Source organism: Ruminococcus sp. (assembly GCF_024684275.1).
The window spans coordinates 1-15,821 of sequence record NZ_JAIKXF010000108.1 but is presented as its reverse complement, the minus strand read 5'-3'; the positions used below and the strand labels follow the sequence as shown (position 1 = coordinate 15,821).

Genomic DNA, 15,821 nt, shown 5'->3' with positions numbered 1-15,821 from the left:
AACATATGAGTAAAATCACAGATATCGCTGTTATAGGGGGCGGCGCGTCGGGACTTGCAGCTGCTATCGAGGCAAAAAACGTCATGCCGAAGGCAAGAGTCGTTATCCTTGAAAAGCTTGACCGTGTAGGCAAGAAGCTCCTTGCAACAGGAAACGGCAGATGTAATCTCAGCAATACGGATATGAGTCCGCAGCATTATCATGGCAGTGTGAAAAACATCATGCGCATAATCAACGGGACTCCTATGGCTAAGGAATTCTTCGGCAGTATTGGTGTTGTCTGCTCTGCTGATTCAAAGGGAAGGATATATCCGCGCAGCAACAGCGCAGCAACGGTTCTGAATGCTCTCCGTTTACGTGCTCAGGAGCTTGGTATCATTGAGCGATGCGGCTTTGAGGCGAATTTCATAGAAAGTACGCCAAACTGCTTCAGAATATCTTCAGAAAAGGGTGAGAAGTATCCCTGCAAGCGTGTTATCGTTGCAGCAGGCGGTTATGCAGCTCCGCAGTTCGGAACTGACGGAAGCGTAATAAGGCTTCTCCGCAGCAATGGCTGTCATACGACGAAGATATGCCCTGCTGTAGCGCCTTTGCGAGTCCGCCCCGAGCTTCTCAAGGGACTGAAGGGAGTCCGCGCAAAGGGAAGGGTAACGGCTATTTCCGCTGGCAGGATACTCAAGGAGGAAACAGGAGAGATACAGTTCACCGAGAGTGCTCTGTCGGGTATCTGCGTTTTCAATATGGCTCATCTTATCTCGAAATACGATGGCAAGCTGACGCTTCGTCTTGACCTTGCTTCTGATATGGATACTGAGCAGCTTGTGGGTTATCTCCGTATAATCCAGTATCAGCGCAGCAATTGTACCTTAGAGGAGCTCCTTACAGGACTATTTGTCCGTAATCTGGCATTTTATCTTACGAAACGCGCTCTTGGAAAGCCGCTTACAGAACAGATCTCAGCTCTTAAAGAAGCCGACCTGCGAACTATAGCACAGCTTATTAAGAATCTGGACTTTGAAGTTCTCGGCAGTGCGTCATGGAAAGAAGCACAGGTAACGTCCGGAGGAATAAGCGGCGACTGTGTAGATGAGCAGCTCCAGCTGAGAGGCGCTAAGGGCATATTCCTCTGCGGCGAGATACTGGACGTTGACGGTGACTGCGGCGGCTACAATCTTCAGTGGGCGTGGTCATCAGGTATCATGGCAGGCAGATGCTGTGCAAATTCTCTGAGAGGAGAGCTCTTATGATAAGAGTCGGAGGTATCAGAACTTCACTTGATACAGACTTTTCAAAGCTTGAAGAAATATGTGTTAAGAAGCTTAAAATAAACCGTGAAAGACTTATAAGCGTAAGACTTGCAAAAAAGTCCGTTGACGCAAGAAAAAAGAGCGACGTTCATTTTCTAATATCACTGGATATTGAGGCAAAGAGCGAGGAAAAGCTTCTGAAAACGCTGAAAAATGCCTTAAAATACGAAAAGCCGTTATATAATATAACCGCTGTTACAAATATGAAGTATCGTCCTGTTATTGTCGGCTTCGGACCTGCCGGTATGTTTGCGTCACTTGTTCTTGCAATGGCAGGTGCAAAGCCTGTAGTCCTCGAAAGAGGCGGTGATGTGGACTCACGAGTAAAGGCAGTTGAAGAATTTCAGTCAGGCGGAAGGCTCGATACCGAGTGCAATGTGCAGTTCGGCGAGGGCGGAGCAGGTACATTTTCCGACGGCAAGCTGACAACAGGCATCAAGGACAGGCGTATCGGCTGGATACTTGAAAGGCTTGTGGAGTTCGGAGCTCCCGATGAGATACTGTATCTTGCAAAGCCACATATCGGCACAGATAAGCTCCGCGGAGCTGTAAAGTCGCTGAGAGAGAGAGTTACAGCTCTCGGCGGAGAGGTAATATTCAATGCTAAATTCTGCGGCTTTGAAGCCGAAAACGGCTCCATATCCGCGGTCAAGTATGCAAAAGAGGAAAAAAAATACTCAATCGATACGAAAAGTGTCATTCTTGCAACAGGTCACAGTGCAAGGGACGTTTTTGAGCTGCTTTATAAAAATGATATTTCACTTTCACAGAAGAGCTTTTCTGTGGGAGTTCGTGCGGAGCACCTGCGCACCGATATAGACAAAGCAATGTATGGCGATTTTGCAGGGCATAAAGCATTGAAAGCTGCCGATTACAAGCTGGCTGTACATCTTCCCAACGGGCGCACACTCTACACGTTTTGTATGTGCCCGGGAGGCTATGTTGTGGCTGCTTCTTCTGAGGAGGGCAGGCTTGCTGTCAATGGCATGAGCTGTTTTGCCCGTGACGCTGAGAATTCCAACAGCGCTCTCCTCGTAAATGTTGGTCCCGAGGATTACGGCAGCGACCACCCTTTGGCTGGAATGTACTTTCAGCGTGAACTTGAGGAAAAAGCTTTCAAGGCAGGCGGCAGTGATTATCACGCACCTGCGGCGGTCCTTCGTGATTTCATGGAGGGGCGCGTCAGCGAGAGCTTCGGCAGAGTAAAGCCTTCATATCGTCCCGGTGTGAGATTTGCAGCTCCCGAAGATTTTCTTCCCGATTTCGTGTGTCAGTCACTTAAAATGGGAGTAACCGAAATGGGAAAGAAAATAAAGGGCTTTGATGACGGTGATACAGTCCTGACAGGAATAGAGAGCAGAAGCAGCTCTCCTGTGCGCATAAACAGGGGGGAGGATATGCAGTCTCTGTCGCTGAGGGGACTATTTCCCTGCGGCGAGGGTGCAGGCTATGCAGGAGGTATTATTTCTGCGGCAGTTGACGGCATGAAATGCGCGGAGGCTGTCTGTCAAAGAATGGAAATTTGTGAGGAATAAATTATGAAGATAGCATATCTTTCAAAGGGCGCAATGTATATCTGCAATAATGGAAAGGTCAGTCAGCTTCCGTGTGAAAGAGCTGATAAGTACGCGGATACGGTCAATGAGATAAACAAGAACAAGGCATGGAAGCACAGCGGCAGAGGTGCTGAATTCATGGGAGCTGTTGAGCACTATGAGGACGCTTCAAAAAATACACACATTTTTGGTATTACACCTGTTGATAACGGTTTCCTCTATTCGGCTGTATTTGGAGAAATGGGCGCTATATACAGGAAAAATGCCGACGTGCCGAAAGCTCCCGAGGGACATATCTACACGGGAATGAACAGCCGGATAAGCCATATCTGCTTTCGGGACGGCAAAATTGCCGCTATCATGAACGATCATCTCGCGGTATTCGATGAACGCGGAGACTATGATGAGATAACCGACGGTCCGTCCGCAGAGAGCTATCCTTTCTGGTCTGCTGACGACAACAGGATACTGTGCTCTACTGTAGGCTTTGTAATGGACGGCTACAGCGGTGTTTCACCAAGCTCAATCATAGCTGTGGACACTGAAGCAGGCAGAATGGACGAGCTTTTTGCTGAGGAGGAAAACGACCTCATAAAGCCGAAAAATGATTCAGACGGCAATTACTATTTCATTCGTCAGCCATACAAAGAGTCTAAACCTCAAAAAGAACCTATATTGAAATCTGTACTTCTTTTCCCTTTGAGACTTATCAAGGCTATAGTCGGTTTTCTTAATGCATTCAGTGTACTATTCGGCGGTGAGCCTCTGAGAAAAAATCAGCAGAGAGGCGATGTCAAGACAAAGAATAAGTCTCCGCGAGAGCTTTACTTTGAGGGAAGGCTTCTTGAAGCTGAGAAAAACGAAAAGGAAAATGCAGAGTCAGGTGACAAAAATCCAAGTATACTGCCGAGAAGCAGAGTACTTGTCAAGAAAGCTCCCGACGGCAGTGAAACTGTTATAAGAAAGGGTGTGCTTGACTATACCTTCAGCGATGAGGGGATAGTTTATTCAAACGGTAAGGAGATAATCCTTATTGAAAACGGCGGAGAGGAAAAAGTCATCGCAAAGGCTTCATTTGCGGATAATCTTATCATACTAAAATAAAAAATTATAAGGAGGCTTAATATGAAGATCAATGTAATTGGCGGAGAAATGGACAGACGCGAGATCGATGAGTACATAAAGTACGCAGGACAGAAATACGTCGGAAGACAGATAGGCGAGCTGGATATAATTATAGACGGCGAATTTGTCGATTTGCAGGTACACTTTAAGGACACGGATTTTCAGAGAGCCTACCGCTCAGCTGATTACCTTGTGAACTCAATGGAAAAGCTCAACGACGCAAAGCAAAAGGAGTTTTCAGAAAAGAAACGTCACAAGGTCTAAGGAGAAATAAATGAATTTAACTAATATCGGCACAGTCAGGGATATACTTGCTCGGCACGGATTCAGCTTCTCGAAGGGGCTGGGACAGAATTTTATCGTCAATCCCGATATATGCCCTAAAATAGCTGAAAACGGCAATGCACAGGAGGGCTTCGGCGTACTTGAGATCGGTACAGGTATCGGCGTTCTGACAGCTGAGCTTGCTAAACGTGCAGACAAGGTAACGGCTGTGGAGATCGATGCAAGACTTCTTCCGATCCTTGCAGAGACTCTTGAGGATTTCGACAACGTAAAAATAATCAATGAAGACGTGATGAAATGCGATCTTCATAAGCTTATTGACGATGAGTTCAGCGGACTCAGGGTAGCGGTATGCGCAAATCTGCCATACTACATTACATCTCCCATAATCATGATGCTGCTGGAGAACAGACTTCCTATCGAATCCATAACGGTAATGGTGCAGAAGGAGGCTGCGCAGCGCCTTTGCGCAAAGGTGGGTACACGTGATTCGGGGGCTATCACCGTGGGAGTAAATTACTACGGTACGGTCAAGAAGCTCTTTGACGTATCAAGGGGCAGCTTTATGCCTGCGCCTAATGTGGATTCGGCAGTTATAAGGATAGACCTGAATACTGAGCACAGGCTTGACGAGGAAAGCGAACACTTCTTCTTCAAGGTCGTCAAGGCAGGCTTTTCACAGCGTCGAAAAACTCTTGCAAACTCTCTTTCCTCTGTTATGGGCTTACCAAAAGAAAAAGTGTATTCGGCTCTGAAAGAGCTTGGACTGCCCGAGGCTGCACGTATCGAGCAGCTTGATATGGAGCAGCTTATAGCTTTTTCGGCAGAGCTTCAAAAATAATCTTAAATCTGAAAGGCTGGATTTAATGAATATAGCAGTTTTTTCTGTCACTGAAAACGGCAGGCAGCTTTCCATGCGTGTGGCGGAAGCTCTTGGTGCAGATCATAGGGTGAGCCGTTACTGCTTTCACAAGCATACCGACGATAATGCGGCAGTTTTCTGGAATATGGGCAGCATGGTAGGCCGTCTGTTCGAGCGTTCCGATGCATTTATTTTTGTGTGCGCCTGTGGGATAGCAGTTCGTGCTTCTGCGCCATATCTTGGCACTAAGCCCGATGATCCTGCAATAATAGTCATGGACGACAGCGGACATTTCGTTATACCTGTTCTTTCGGGGCGTATAGGCGGAGCTAACCATCTTGCTGAGGTATTGGCAGATTCTCTTGGCGTTACCGCTGTAATAACTTCGTCAGAGGAAGATACGGTCAGCTTTTCTCTGGAGCGCTTTGCAGCTGCAAATGATCTGATAATATGCGACAGCAAGGCGGCTAAAGAAGTATCGGCAGCTGTACTTCACGACGAGAAGATAGGCTTTTTCAGTAATTACAGGCATAGCGGACTGCCTGAAGAGCTGACTGAGTTCGGTGTGTGCAGGACAGGCATCTGTGTTGATGCTGAAACCGATGTGAAACCATTTGATGTCACGGTAAATCTTATTCCCAAGAATATAGTTCTTGGCATAGAATGTTCAGCAGAGACTTCTGCGGAGGCTATAGAAAAGGCTGTGTATGAAAGTCTTGAAGGGATAGATATAAGGCGCATACGTGATATTATTTCAGAAGATGAAGTACCTGAGCTTAAATGCTTCTGTGAAAAAAATAGTATTTCTTTGAGAATATGCGGATCTGCTGAATCTGACAGCGGCAAAGCTATGTGTGAGGAAATGGCTGTGATGTGCAGCGGCGGTAAGCTCATCATAGGAGAAAATGAACATAACGGAATAAATATTGCGGCTGCAGAGGCTCCTGTATTTCTTGATTTTGAGAGAAAGAGCTGAAGCCCATGAAAGGTGTGTGCGAGTATGATAACCCTTGTGACAGGCGGAACAAAGTGCGGAAAATCAGGGTATGCCGAGAAACTGATAGACAGACTCAGCTGCCCTAAGTACTACATTGCAACGAGTAACCCCGTAGGCGATGACGCACAAGAGGTCATTGCAAAGCACATGAAGATGCATACCCAGAAGAAATATGCTGCAATAGAGTGTCCGCGGGATATAGCATATGCTGATATACCTATAGGAAGTGCAGTGCTTGTTGAGGAGATAGGAAAGCTCTGTGCCAATGAGATGTTTGTTGACGGCAGGATATTTCGCACCGTGGATAAGATAGTCTCAGGATTGGAGCTTATCGGCGCAAAGGCTTCTGAGCTTGTTATAGTTGCTAATGAGATAGGCATGGACGGGATAAACTATTCTCCCGAGCTTATGCAATATGTAAAGGAAATGGGCGAGATAAGCAGGAAGATCGCCTTATTTGCCGATAATGTCATAGAATGTGTTTACGGAGTTCCCGTAGCCCTGAAGGGCTCTGTGGTTCTTTGATGATAAGCTGTAAAAACGCAGCAATATATCGTGGAGGTTATTTGATATGATAATGGTAACAGGAGGAGCATATCAGGGAAAGCTGGAATACGTATGTTCACGTTTTGGACTGAAAAACACGGATATAGCTAACGGTTCTACGTGTGATTTTGATGAAGTATTCAGCGCTAAGTGCATAAAGAGCTATCACAGGTTTATTGCAAGGCTTATTGCTCAGGGTGTTGACTGTGTACAGTTCACAGAGCGTCTGTGCGCTGAAAATAAGGAGGCTATAATCATACTCGATGAGATAGGCTGCGGAATAATACCTTCGGAAAAGTCCGAGCGAAAGCGCCGTGAGATAACAGGCAAATGCGGCTGTATCATTGCAAAAAGAAGTGATGAGGTAATAAGAGTTACCTGTGGTCTGCCTGTTTATATCAAGGGCGGCGGCAAATAAAATACAGAACTAAGCTGTGCAGTGCACAGCTTTTTTTATTATTTCAAAAAGTGACTTGAAACGAGCGGTTTTGCGGCAAATAATGACAGAAAATGCGCCTTTCACATGGTATAGTATATTTTTGTGAGGTGATGTCAATGATGATTATAAAAAAGATAATATCATGGAAATATTTCAGGACAGCAGCGGCATTTTCAGCATCATTTGCAGCCGGCTTCTTTCTTTCGGACGCAAAGATCGCAGGGATCGCGTCCTTTGCGGATATTTCAGCGGCAGGAGCAGTTGGGCTTACTTCCTCAGCCGCGGTTTTCACAGGAAGTCTTGTGCGAAGTATACTCAGCGGTACAGTCGGACATAATATTGTGAAGCTATCGGCTCTTGCGATCATCGTAATGATAAAAATGTTCCTTGAGCCGAAAAACGATCCGAAGCTGTGCGGTATCAACACGTTTGTAAGCGTTCTTGCCTCGGGAACAGCTGTTTCGGCAGTTATAGGCGAGCTGCTGTATAAGCTGCCGTTTTATTTGCTGTACGGTGCTGTTGCAGGATTTGCAGCGTATTCTGCGGCACTTATGATAGCAGGTATGAAACGCCGAAAAGCTATTGATCTTTCCGGTACGGGAGGCTTTGCCTGTACGGTGGCATATATAGTTTTTATCTCTGCGCTATGCGCGGTAAATCTGCCTGCGCTGAACATAGGTGTGATACTGGGTTCGGCAGTAACTCTTGGCGGTGCATATTACTATAGGCAGACCGGGGGCGTGATATGCGGTACACTTACTGTCTGCGGAGCATTTCTTGCTTCAAGAACAGTAGGCATGGATATAGTTATTTTGCCTGCTGCCGGTCTTCTTACAGGCTTTCTGCGCAGACAAAAGGTACAGACTGCGGCATTGGGCTTTGCGGCAATAAATTTTATCCTTACTGCGCTGGCAGGGCTTTCAATGAGCAGCTTTGACAGGATGATCGACATTTTTGGCGGTGCTTTTGCTTTCATTCCATTGTCACAGCTTTTTTCCGATAAATGGATCAGAATAAGCGGCGAAAAAACTCCATTTTACGATATTATCGCAACGCGAATGGACTTCCTTTCACAAACAGTAAAGGAGCTTCGCACAGAATCGGAGAAAATAACAAGAATTCTTGCTGTTGGCGGCGACAGAAAAAAAGAGATAGAGCAAAACTGTGAGAGGGTATGCTCAATGTGCTATCGAAAGCCATTTTGCTGGAAGTCCGATAAAGGCAATACCTACCTGGGCTTTTCAAAGCTTTCAGAGTTGACCGAGTTTGCCGCAGAGAGTTTTCCTTATGAGCTTGAAGATTGTCTTCACAAGGGAGAGCTCCTTGACGCATTTGCGAAAAGCTCACACGAAAAAGCTGCGGCAAGGCTCATGGAAATGCGTTTTTCAGAGAGCAGGAGCATACTTCATGAGCAGCTGAAAATCACTGAGGAGCTGGTTCGCTCAGCAGGGGAAAAGTTAGACGTCACTTATTCTGAGAATATCAGCCGAAGCATCAGAAAAAAGCTTGAAAAATTCGGTATAGTGCCTCAGACGGTAATAGCCTGCTACAACAGCAAAAATCGTTTGTTGGCAGAGATATATTTTTCTGCGGACTGTGCTCCCGAGAGCAGTACAAGGGTATGTGACCTTGCCGCAGACGAGCTGCATTTGCAGCTTGTCTGCACAGAGCCAGTTCGTTCAGGAAATGAGATACGAATGCGTATTTTTGAAAAGACAGCATACTCCATCGAGGTAGCTGCTGCTGCGTCGTGTGCTGACAGCTCAGGACAAAACGGAGACACACATACGGTATTCTATGACGGAGAGGGTACGGCATATGTACTGCTCTCCGACGGAATGGGAACAGGAAGGGACGCTGCTGCTCAGTCTCGTCTTGTAGTTGAGCTTTTCAGGCGCCTTGTGACGAGCGGAGTCGAGTTCGGCTCGGCGATAAAGCTTATAAATTCATTGATGGTGACAAAGTCTCAGGACGAGAGCTTTGCTACTCTTGATGCAGTACGCATAGACCTTGATGAATGTGGGCTTACAGTAATAAAATCAGGTGCAGCTGCAACCCTTATCCGTCATCGGGGAAGTGTGCTGAAGATAACCTCCCCGACCTTTCCCATAGGCATTTATGAGAGCTCAGAGATATTTGTCAGAGAGTGCGATTTTGAGGAGGGAGATATTGTCATCATGTTCTCAGACGGTGTCTCTGAAAGCTCCTTTCCGTTCATCAAGGAGCTGCTTCTCGGCGGTGATGACCTGAGACATATCGTTGATGAAATATGTGCGAAATCCGAGGTGTTCAATCATAATATCCATGCCGATGATGTAACTGTTATCGGAGTCAGAGTCAGAAGGTCATAATAATAAGATATTGATTTTGTGAACAAAATATTAACTCAAATGTCATACTGAGCAGCCGATTTGGTGACATTTGCTGTGCATTTTAACAAGAGTATGCAAATAAAATCAAGAAACAATACGTCAAATTGCACTAATAAGTCATTGTAATATTAGCATAACGTATGAAATTTGAGCGTATTTCATAAAAAAGCTTGAATAATTCTGCTGATTCTGATAAAATGTATTATAGCAAAGGAGGCTGAATCATGTCTGTAAACAAAAATAACAATAATACAAACGAATTTCCGCTGTACCTTTTTTACCAGGGAAAAAACTACGAAGCGTATAAGTTTTTTGGCGTTCACTCTATGAAAAAAGGTCGAAGCAAGGTTTTTATTTTCCGAGTTTGGGCTCCTAATGCTGTAAGCGTATCTGTTGTCGGAGATTTTAATAAATGGGATAGGACAAAGAACCCGATGAAGCTTATTTCTGACGGTATATGGGAGGCTGAGATAGGAAAGCTCAGCCAATTTGACGCATATAAATTCAGCATTGAAACTAAAGACGGCAGGATAGTCAACAAGGCTGATCCGTATGCTGCTCATTTTGAAACTCGTCCGGGAACTGCTTCCAAGATATTTGAGAGCAGCTTTGAGTGGAGCGATGATAAATGGTTCAAGGAAAAGAACACCGAAAGTATATATAAAAGTCCTGTGAATATCTATGAGGTGCACCTCAGCTCGTGGAAGAACTACGGAAATGATGTTTACCTTGATTATGTCACATTTGCAAAGGAGATAATCCCTTATCTCAAGAAAATGTCATACACCCATGTAGAGTTCATGCCGCTTACAGAGTATCCCTATGATGGTTCGTGGGGATATCAGGTAACAGGCTATTTTGCACCTACTTCACGCTATGGAACTCCGGATGATATGAGAAAAATGATAGACCTCTTCCATGAGGCAGGTATAGGGGTTATCCTTGACTGGGTACCCGCTCACTTTCCAAAGGACGAGTCAGGCCTGTATGAGTTTGACGGCACCTGCTGCTATGAGTATACAGATGACCGCAAAAAAGAGCATAAGGCGTGGGGGACAAGAGTTTTTGACTATGGCAAGGCAGAGGTGTGCTCTTTCCTCATTTCCAGTGCAAATTACTGGTTTGATGAGTTCCACATCGACGGTCTGAGAGTTGACGCAGTAGCTTCAATGCTGTATCTTGACTATGACAGACGCGACGGCGAGTGGGCTGCAAATATTTACGGCGGCAATGAGAATCTTGAGGCTGTAGAGTTCCTCAGACATCTTAACGAAGCTGTATTCAGCAAGCATCCCGACGCTCTGATGATTGCCGAGGAATCAACTGCATGGCCGCTGGTAACAAAGCCTACAGATTTAGGCGGTCTTGGCTTTAATTTCAAGTGGAATATGGGCTGGATGAACGATATGCTCAGCTATATGTCGCTTGATCCTATTTATCGTGCATTTAACCATGATAAGCTCACATTCTCATTCTTTTATGCGTTTTCGGAGAACTATATCCTTCCTATCTCTCATGATGAGGTAGTTCATGGGAAGTGCTCCATGATAAATAAAATGCCCGGTGAGTATGACCAGAAATTCGCTTCATACCGTGCGTTTCTTGCTTATATGATGGCTCACCCGGGAAAAAAGCTGCTCTTTATGGGACAGGAATTCGGTCAGATGAACGAATGGAACTACAAGTCACAGCTTGACTGGGGACTTATGGAATATGATTCGCACAGGACCTTGCAGAAGTTTTCTGAAAAGCTGAATAAATTCTATATTGAAAATGCTCCTCTCTGGCAGAATGACGACTCATGGAACGGCTTCAGCTGGATCTCCAACGACGATTACAAGCAGAGTGTTATTTCATTCAGACGTATCGACGATAACGGTGAGGAGATAATCGCTGTATGCAACTTCGTTCCTGTTGAGCGCCGTGATTACAGGATCGGTGTTCCGCAGAAGGGCAGGTACAAGCTCATTTTCAACACTGATGCTGTTGAATTTGGCGGCTCGGGTATATCCGAGAGCTCCTTTAAATCAGACAAGGTGCCTATGCACGGATTTGATAACAGCATCTCCATGACACTTGCTCCGCTGTCGGTCATTTATCTCAAATTTGCACCTGTAAAGAAGAGAGCTCCGAAAACAGAGGATAATACTGTTAAGACAGCTAAAAAGGTGACTGCAAAGAAGTCATCATCTGATAAAAAGCTTACTGAAAAATAATAATAAATATAACATTATTCCCGGAGGTATAGAACAATGTATAGTAAAAAAAGAGTCGTTGCAATGCTCCTTGCAGGCGGTCAGGGCAGCAGACTTTATGCACTGACTAAAAACGTGGCAAAGCCCGCAGTTCCATACGGCGGCAAATATCGCCTTATTGATTTTCCTCTCTCAAACTGCACCAACTCTGGTATAGATACAGTTGGCGTTCTCACCCAGTACCAGCCCCTTGTACTGAACGAGTACATCGGAAACGGTCAGCCGTGGGACCTTGATAAAATGAACGGCGGAGTTCATGTGCTTCCGCCTTATGAAACACAGGCGGGTGCTTCATGGTATGAGGGGACTGCCAATGCGATCTACCAGAATATCCGCTTTATCGAGCGCTATGATCCCGAGTATGTTGTGGTTCTCGGCGGCGATCATATCTACAAAATGGACTACTCAAAAATGGTGGATTTCCATGTAGAAAACAACGCCGACTGCACTATCTCCGTCATAGATGTTCCAAAGGCAGAGGCTTCACGCTTCGGTATCATGATATGCGACGAGCAGAAGCAGGTAACCGACTTTGTTGAGAAGCCAAAGGAGCCTAAGTCTACTCTTGCGTCAATGGGTATCTATGTATTCAGCTGGGCAAAGCTGAAAAAATATCTCATTGATAATGAGAATGAAGCTAATGCGAAGCGTGAGAAGGGAGAGCCGTGGTCAAAGGACTTCGGCAAGGACATTATTACATCAATGCTCCGCGACAAGCAGAGATTATTTGCATACGAGTTTGAAGGCTACTGGAAGGACGTAGGAACTCTCGATTCGCTGTGGGAGGCTAATATGGACCTTCTCAGCCCCAGCGTTCCTCTTGATCTTTATGATCCTAACTGGAAGATATATTCACGTAACAACAACTATCCGCCTCAGTATGTGGGTGACAATGCCTGCATTGAGAACTCAATGATCTCTGAGGGAAGCACCATCGACGGAACAGTCGATTTTTCAATACTTTTCTCAGGCGTTACCATTGAACCCGGGGCTACTGTGAACTACAGCATCATTATGCCCGGTACGGTGATCAAATCAGGGGCAGTTGTTGAGTACGCCATCGTCGGAAGCGACAGTGTCATCGAGAGCCATGCGCGTGTCGGCACAAGTCCTGAATCTGTGGATAACAGGGCTGACTGGGGCATCGCTGTTGTCGGACATAACGTTACTGTTTCGGCAAACAAGGTGGTTGAGCCTAAGCAGATCATCGGCGAAAATATCTGACGGAGGAATGTACTATGAGTGTTAATTATAATGTTTTGGGACTTATCTTTGCAAGTATGCATGATTCATATGTCAGCGAGCTGACAAAACAGAGAACAATGGGTTCAATACCTTTCGGGGGACGTTATCGCCTTATCGACTTCCCGTTATCAAGCTTTGTTAATTCGGGAGTGACAGAGGTAGGCGTTATAACGAAATCAAATTACGGTTCACTCCTTGATCATCTCGGATCAGGACGTGACTGGGATCTTGCCCGTAAAAAAGGCGGACTTCATCTCCTTCCGCCCTATAGTCATACGAGCAGCATCTATAGGGGCAGACTTGATGCCCTCAACAATATCTGGAGATACGTTGAGCATTCAAATGCTAAGTATGTTATCATGTCAAACTGTGATGTGGTAACTATGATAAACTTCAATCCCGTGCTCAAGCAGCACAAGGAAACAGAAGCGGATATTACGCTTATTTACAGCAGAGGATATTATAACTGCGAAACTAACAACTGCGCGACTGTCCTTGAATTTGACGGCGAAGGACGCCTGAAGGACACGCTGGTAGATCCGCAGATATCAGGTGAGTGTAACCTCTGGCTGGAAATGTGCATTATCACAAAGGACTTCCTGAAGAAAATAGTTGCTGATGCAGCAAGCAGAAATCAGTACAGCTTTACCCGAGAGATACTACAGGGTAAGAAGGAAGAGTTCAAGATAATGGGCTATAGGCATGACGGCTTCTTTACAAAGATAGACAGTATCCAGAATTATTATAATTCAAGCAGACTCCTGCTTAACACAGAAAAGAGAAACGCTCTTTTTACAAAGGAACTTCCTGTTCTTACAAAGATAGGTGATAACGGTCCTGTTAAGTACGGTCTTGAGTCCAATATCAAGGATTCGCTTATTGCAGACGGCTGTATAATAGAGGGTACTGTTATAAACTCTATCCTTTTCAGAGGCGTAAGAGTAGGCAAGGACTCAGTGGTAAAGGATTGTGTTCTTTTACAGGGCACAAAGGTAGGCACGAGCTGTAGTATCTCATCTGTAATCACCGACAAGAATGTTGAGATAAGCAATGATAAGGTGCTTACAGGCTCGGAAACATACCCGCTGTATATTGGAAAAGGCGGTAAGATCTGACGGCGGTGATCTAATATGAAAATACTATTTGCTGCCAGTGAGGCTGTACCTTTTGCAGCCTCAGGCGGTCTTGCAGATGTAGCAGGTTCCCTTCCGAAGGCTATAAAGTCGAAAAAACATGATTGCAGAGTGGTGATACCTCTCTATAAATCCATAAGTGCAGAGCTGCGCGAGAAAATGGTATTTCTTACCAATATAACTGTAGACGTTTCATGGCGCAAGCAGTACTGCGGGATATTTATGACTATAAAGGACGGGATAACCTACTATTTTATCGATAATGAGTACTACTATTCAAGAGACGGTCTCTATGGCTTTTATGATGATTGTGAGAGATTTGTGTTCTTTGACAGAGCAGTGCTTGAAATGCTTAAATACATCAAGTTTACACCCGATATAATTAATTGCAACGACTGGCAGACTGCACTGATACCTGTATACTATAACGTTTATTATAAGTATCAGCAGGGCTATGACGGCATCAAGATAGTCTATACTATCCATAATATAGAATATCAGGGCAAGTACGGAAAGGAAGTTCTCAGCGAACTCATGGGAATACCTATGTATAACGCAGGACTTATCGAGTACGACGGCTATGTGAATATGATGAAGGGCGCTATCGAGACCTGTGACATGATAACCACAGTCAGCCCGAGCTACGCCTGGGAGATCCTAGATCCGTGGTATGCTCACGGTCTTGACAGGATACTTGTCACAAAGCAGTATAAGCTCCGCGGCATCATGAACGGTATCGATACGAAGCTTTATGATCCGGAGAAGGACAAGTATATAGCAGCTAATTACTCGGCAAAAAAACTTGCAGGCAAGAATAAATGCAAGGAGGCTCTCATTGAGGAGCTTGGTCTTGCTAAGGGCGATGAACCGATAATCGGCATAGTTACACGATTTGTAAGACATAAGGGCATTGACCTTATTCGCTGCGTTTTTGAGGAGATGGTGCACGACGGCATCAAGTTTGCAATTCTTGGAAGCGGCGAGAAAATATATGAGGATTTCTTTACGGAAATGGGAGCGCGTTATCCTGAAAGAGTTTCGGTTAATATAGGATTTATCCCCGAACTGTCTCACAGGATCTACGCAGGCGCAGATATGTTCCTTATGCCGTCTCAGAGTGAGCCTTGCGGACTTGCTCAGATGATAGCGATGCGATACGGAACAATACCCATAGTACGTGAGACAGGAGGACTCCGCGACTCTGTACGCGATAATGGCGGTGAAAACGGTAATGGCTTTACTTTCAAGACCTACAATGCCAATGATATGCTTGACGCTGTAAAACGCGCTTGGAACGACTACAATGACAAGGCTGAATGGGAAGAGCTTATGCAGCGAGCGATGGAGTGTGACCACAGCTGGTCAACTTCTGCGGAAGAGTATATTAATACATATAAAGAACTTTTGTCCAACAAATAAGATTTTCAGCCCGGGGATCAATTGTCTTCGGGCTGGATTATACTGAGGCATTTGAGAATTTATTGACCAGCTGGTATTTTTACACAAAAATATGAAAAATATTTGGGGAATATTCGATTTGACAAATCATGGAAGTGGTGTTATAATATATTTACTGTCCGACAAGGAGAGTCAAGCGAAAAAATTCTTGAAAGAAATTTGAAGAAAAAGCTTGACAAACCAAAAAGATAGTGATATAATATTAAAGCTGTCGCGTGAGGGAAAGCCAAGCGAAAGGCAG

At 45.1% G+C, this 15,821-nt stretch carries 13 protein-coding genes; all 13 read left to right on the top strand.

Annotated elements, in window-relative coordinates:
• The first annotated feature begins 5 nt into the window (after positions 1 to 5).
• Complete coding sequence (locus K5677_RS12630; protein ID WP_296728633.1) at positions 6 to 1,247, top strand: aminoacetone oxidase family FAD-binding enzyme; 1,242 nt, start codon at positions 6 to 8, stop codon at positions 1,245 to 1,247.
• Positions 1,244 to 2,842, top strand: a complete 1,599-nt coding sequence (locus K5677_RS12625) for an FAD-dependent protein (RefSeq protein WP_296728630.1) — start codon at positions 1,244 to 1,246, stop codon at positions 2,840 to 2,842. Before K5677_RS12630 ends, K5677_RS12625 begins: the two co-directional genes overlap by 4 nt.
• 3 nt (positions 2,843 to 2,845) lie before the next feature.
• A complete protein-coding gene (locus K5677_RS12620; RefSeq protein WP_296728628.1) occupies positions 2,846 to 3,967 on the top strand; it encodes a hypothetical protein in 1,122 nt (373 codons plus the stop codon).
• Positions 3,968 to 3,988: 21 nt separating this feature from the next.
• Positions 3,989 to 4,252 (top strand): hypothetical protein, encoded by a 264-nt coding sequence (locus K5677_RS12615; protein ID WP_296728626.1) that lies wholly within the window; start codon positions 3,989 to 3,991, stop codon positions 4,250 to 4,252.
• A 10-nt stretch (positions 4,253 to 4,262) separates the two neighbouring features.
• Positions 4,263 to 5,114, top strand: a complete 852-nt coding sequence (rsmA, locus tag K5677_RS12610; protein WP_296728624.1) for a 16S rRNA (adenine(1518)-N(6)/adenine(1519)-N(6))-dimethyltransferase RsmA — start codon at positions 4,263 to 4,265, stop codon at positions 5,112 to 5,114.
• A 25-nt stretch (positions 5,115 to 5,139) separates the two neighbouring features.
• Entirely contained in the window at positions 5,140 to 6,111 is a 972-nt protein-coding gene (locus tag K5677_RS12605) for a cobalamin biosynthesis protein CbiG (protein WP_296728622.1), read from the top strand.
• Positions 6,112 to 6,135: 24 nt separating this feature from the next.
• Positions 6,136 to 6,657 (top strand): bifunctional adenosylcobinamide kinase/adenosylcobinamide-phosphate guanylyltransferase, encoded by a 522-nt coding sequence (locus tag K5677_RS12600; RefSeq protein WP_296728621.1) that lies wholly within the window; start codon positions 6,136 to 6,138, stop codon positions 6,655 to 6,657.
• A gap of 46 nt (positions 6,658 to 6,703) precedes the next feature.
• Positions 6,704 to 7,096 carry a bifunctional adenosylcobinamide kinase/adenosylcobinamide-phosphate guanylyltransferase gene (locus K5677_RS12595; protein WP_296728620.1) on the top strand — a complete coding sequence of 131 codons (393 nt, stop codon included), beginning with the start codon at positions 6,704 to 6,706 and terminating at the stop codon, positions 7,094 to 7,096.
• A gap of 137 nt (positions 7,097 to 7,233) precedes the next feature.
• The gene (locus tag K5677_RS12590; protein ID WP_296728618.1) at positions 7,234 to 9,468 is read left to right on the top strand and encodes a SpoIIE family protein phosphatase; all 2,235 of its coding nucleotides are present in this window, start codon (positions 7,234 to 7,236) and stop codon (positions 9,466 to 9,468) included.
• Positions 9,469 to 9,713: 245 nt separating this feature from the next.
• Positions 9,714 to 11,705, top strand: coding sequence for a 1,4-alpha-glucan branching protein GlgB (gene glgB / locus K5677_RS12585; protein WP_296728615.1), 1,992 nt, complete (start codon positions 9,714 to 9,716; stop codon positions 11,703 to 11,705).
• Between the two features lie 36 nt (positions 11,706 to 11,741).
• Positions 11,742 to 12,968, top strand: a complete 1,227-nt coding sequence (locus tag K5677_RS12580) for a glucose-1-phosphate adenylyltransferase (protein ID WP_296728613.1) — start codon at positions 11,742 to 11,744, stop codon at positions 12,966 to 12,968.
• A gap of 14 nt (positions 12,969 to 12,982) precedes the next feature.
• The gene (glgD, locus tag K5677_RS12575) at positions 12,983 to 14,104 is read left to right on the top strand and encodes a glucose-1-phosphate adenylyltransferase subunit GlgD (protein WP_296728611.1); all 1,122 of its coding nucleotides are present in this window, start codon (positions 12,983 to 12,985) and stop codon (positions 14,102 to 14,104) included.
• Between the two features lie 15 nt (positions 14,105 to 14,119).
• Complete coding sequence (gene glgA, locus K5677_RS12570; RefSeq protein WP_296728609.1) at positions 14,120 to 15,541, top strand: glycogen synthase GlgA; 1,422 nt, start codon at positions 14,120 to 14,122, stop codon at positions 15,539 to 15,541.
• Positions 15,542 to 15,821 lie beyond the last annotated feature (280 nt).

Bases quoted from the DNA above. Each gene is read 5' to 3' on its own strand.
- K5677_RS12630 (WP_296728633.1), top strand. From the start codon at position 6: ATGAGTAAAATCACAGATATCGCTGTTATAGGGGGCGGCGCGTCGGGA.
- K5677_RS12625 (WP_296728630.1), top strand. From the start codon at position 1,244: ATGATAAGAGTCGGAGGTATCAGAACTTCACTTGATACAGACTTTTCA.
- K5677_RS12620 (WP_296728628.1), top strand. From the start codon at position 2,846: ATGAAGATAGCATATCTTTCAAAGGGCGCAATGTATATCTGCAATAAT.
- K5677_RS12615 (WP_296728626.1), top strand. From the start codon at position 3,989: ATGAAGATCAATGTAATTGGCGGAGAAATGGACAGACGCGAGATCGAT.
- rsmA (WP_296728624.1), top strand. From the start codon at position 4,263: ATGAATTTAACTAATATCGGCACAGTCAGGGATATACTTGCTCGGCAC.
- K5677_RS12605 (WP_296728622.1), top strand. From the start codon at position 5,140: ATGAATATAGCAGTTTTTTCTGTCACTGAAAACGGCAGGCAGCTTTCC.
- K5677_RS12600 (WP_296728621.1), top strand. From the start codon at position 6,136: ATGATAACCCTTGTGACAGGCGGAACAAAGTGCGGAAAATCAGGGTAT.
- K5677_RS12595 (WP_296728620.1), top strand. From the start codon at position 6,704: ATGATAATGGTAACAGGAGGAGCATATCAGGGAAAGCTGGAATACGTA.
- K5677_RS12590 (WP_296728618.1), top strand. From the start codon at position 7,234: ATGATGATTATAAAAAAGATAATATCATGGAAATATTTCAGGACAGCA.
- glgB (WP_296728615.1), top strand. From the start codon at position 9,714: ATGTCTGTAAACAAAAATAACAATAATACAAACGAATTTCCGCTGTAC.
- K5677_RS12580 (WP_296728613.1), top strand. From the start codon at position 11,742: ATGTATAGTAAAAAAAGAGTCGTTGCAATGCTCCTTGCAGGCGGTCAG.
- glgD (WP_296728611.1), top strand. From the start codon at position 12,983: ATGAGTGTTAATTATAATGTTTTGGGACTTATCTTTGCAAGTATGCAT.
- glgA (WP_296728609.1), top strand. From the start codon at position 14,120: ATGAAAATACTATTTGCTGCCAGTGAGGCTGTACCTTTTGCAGCCTCA.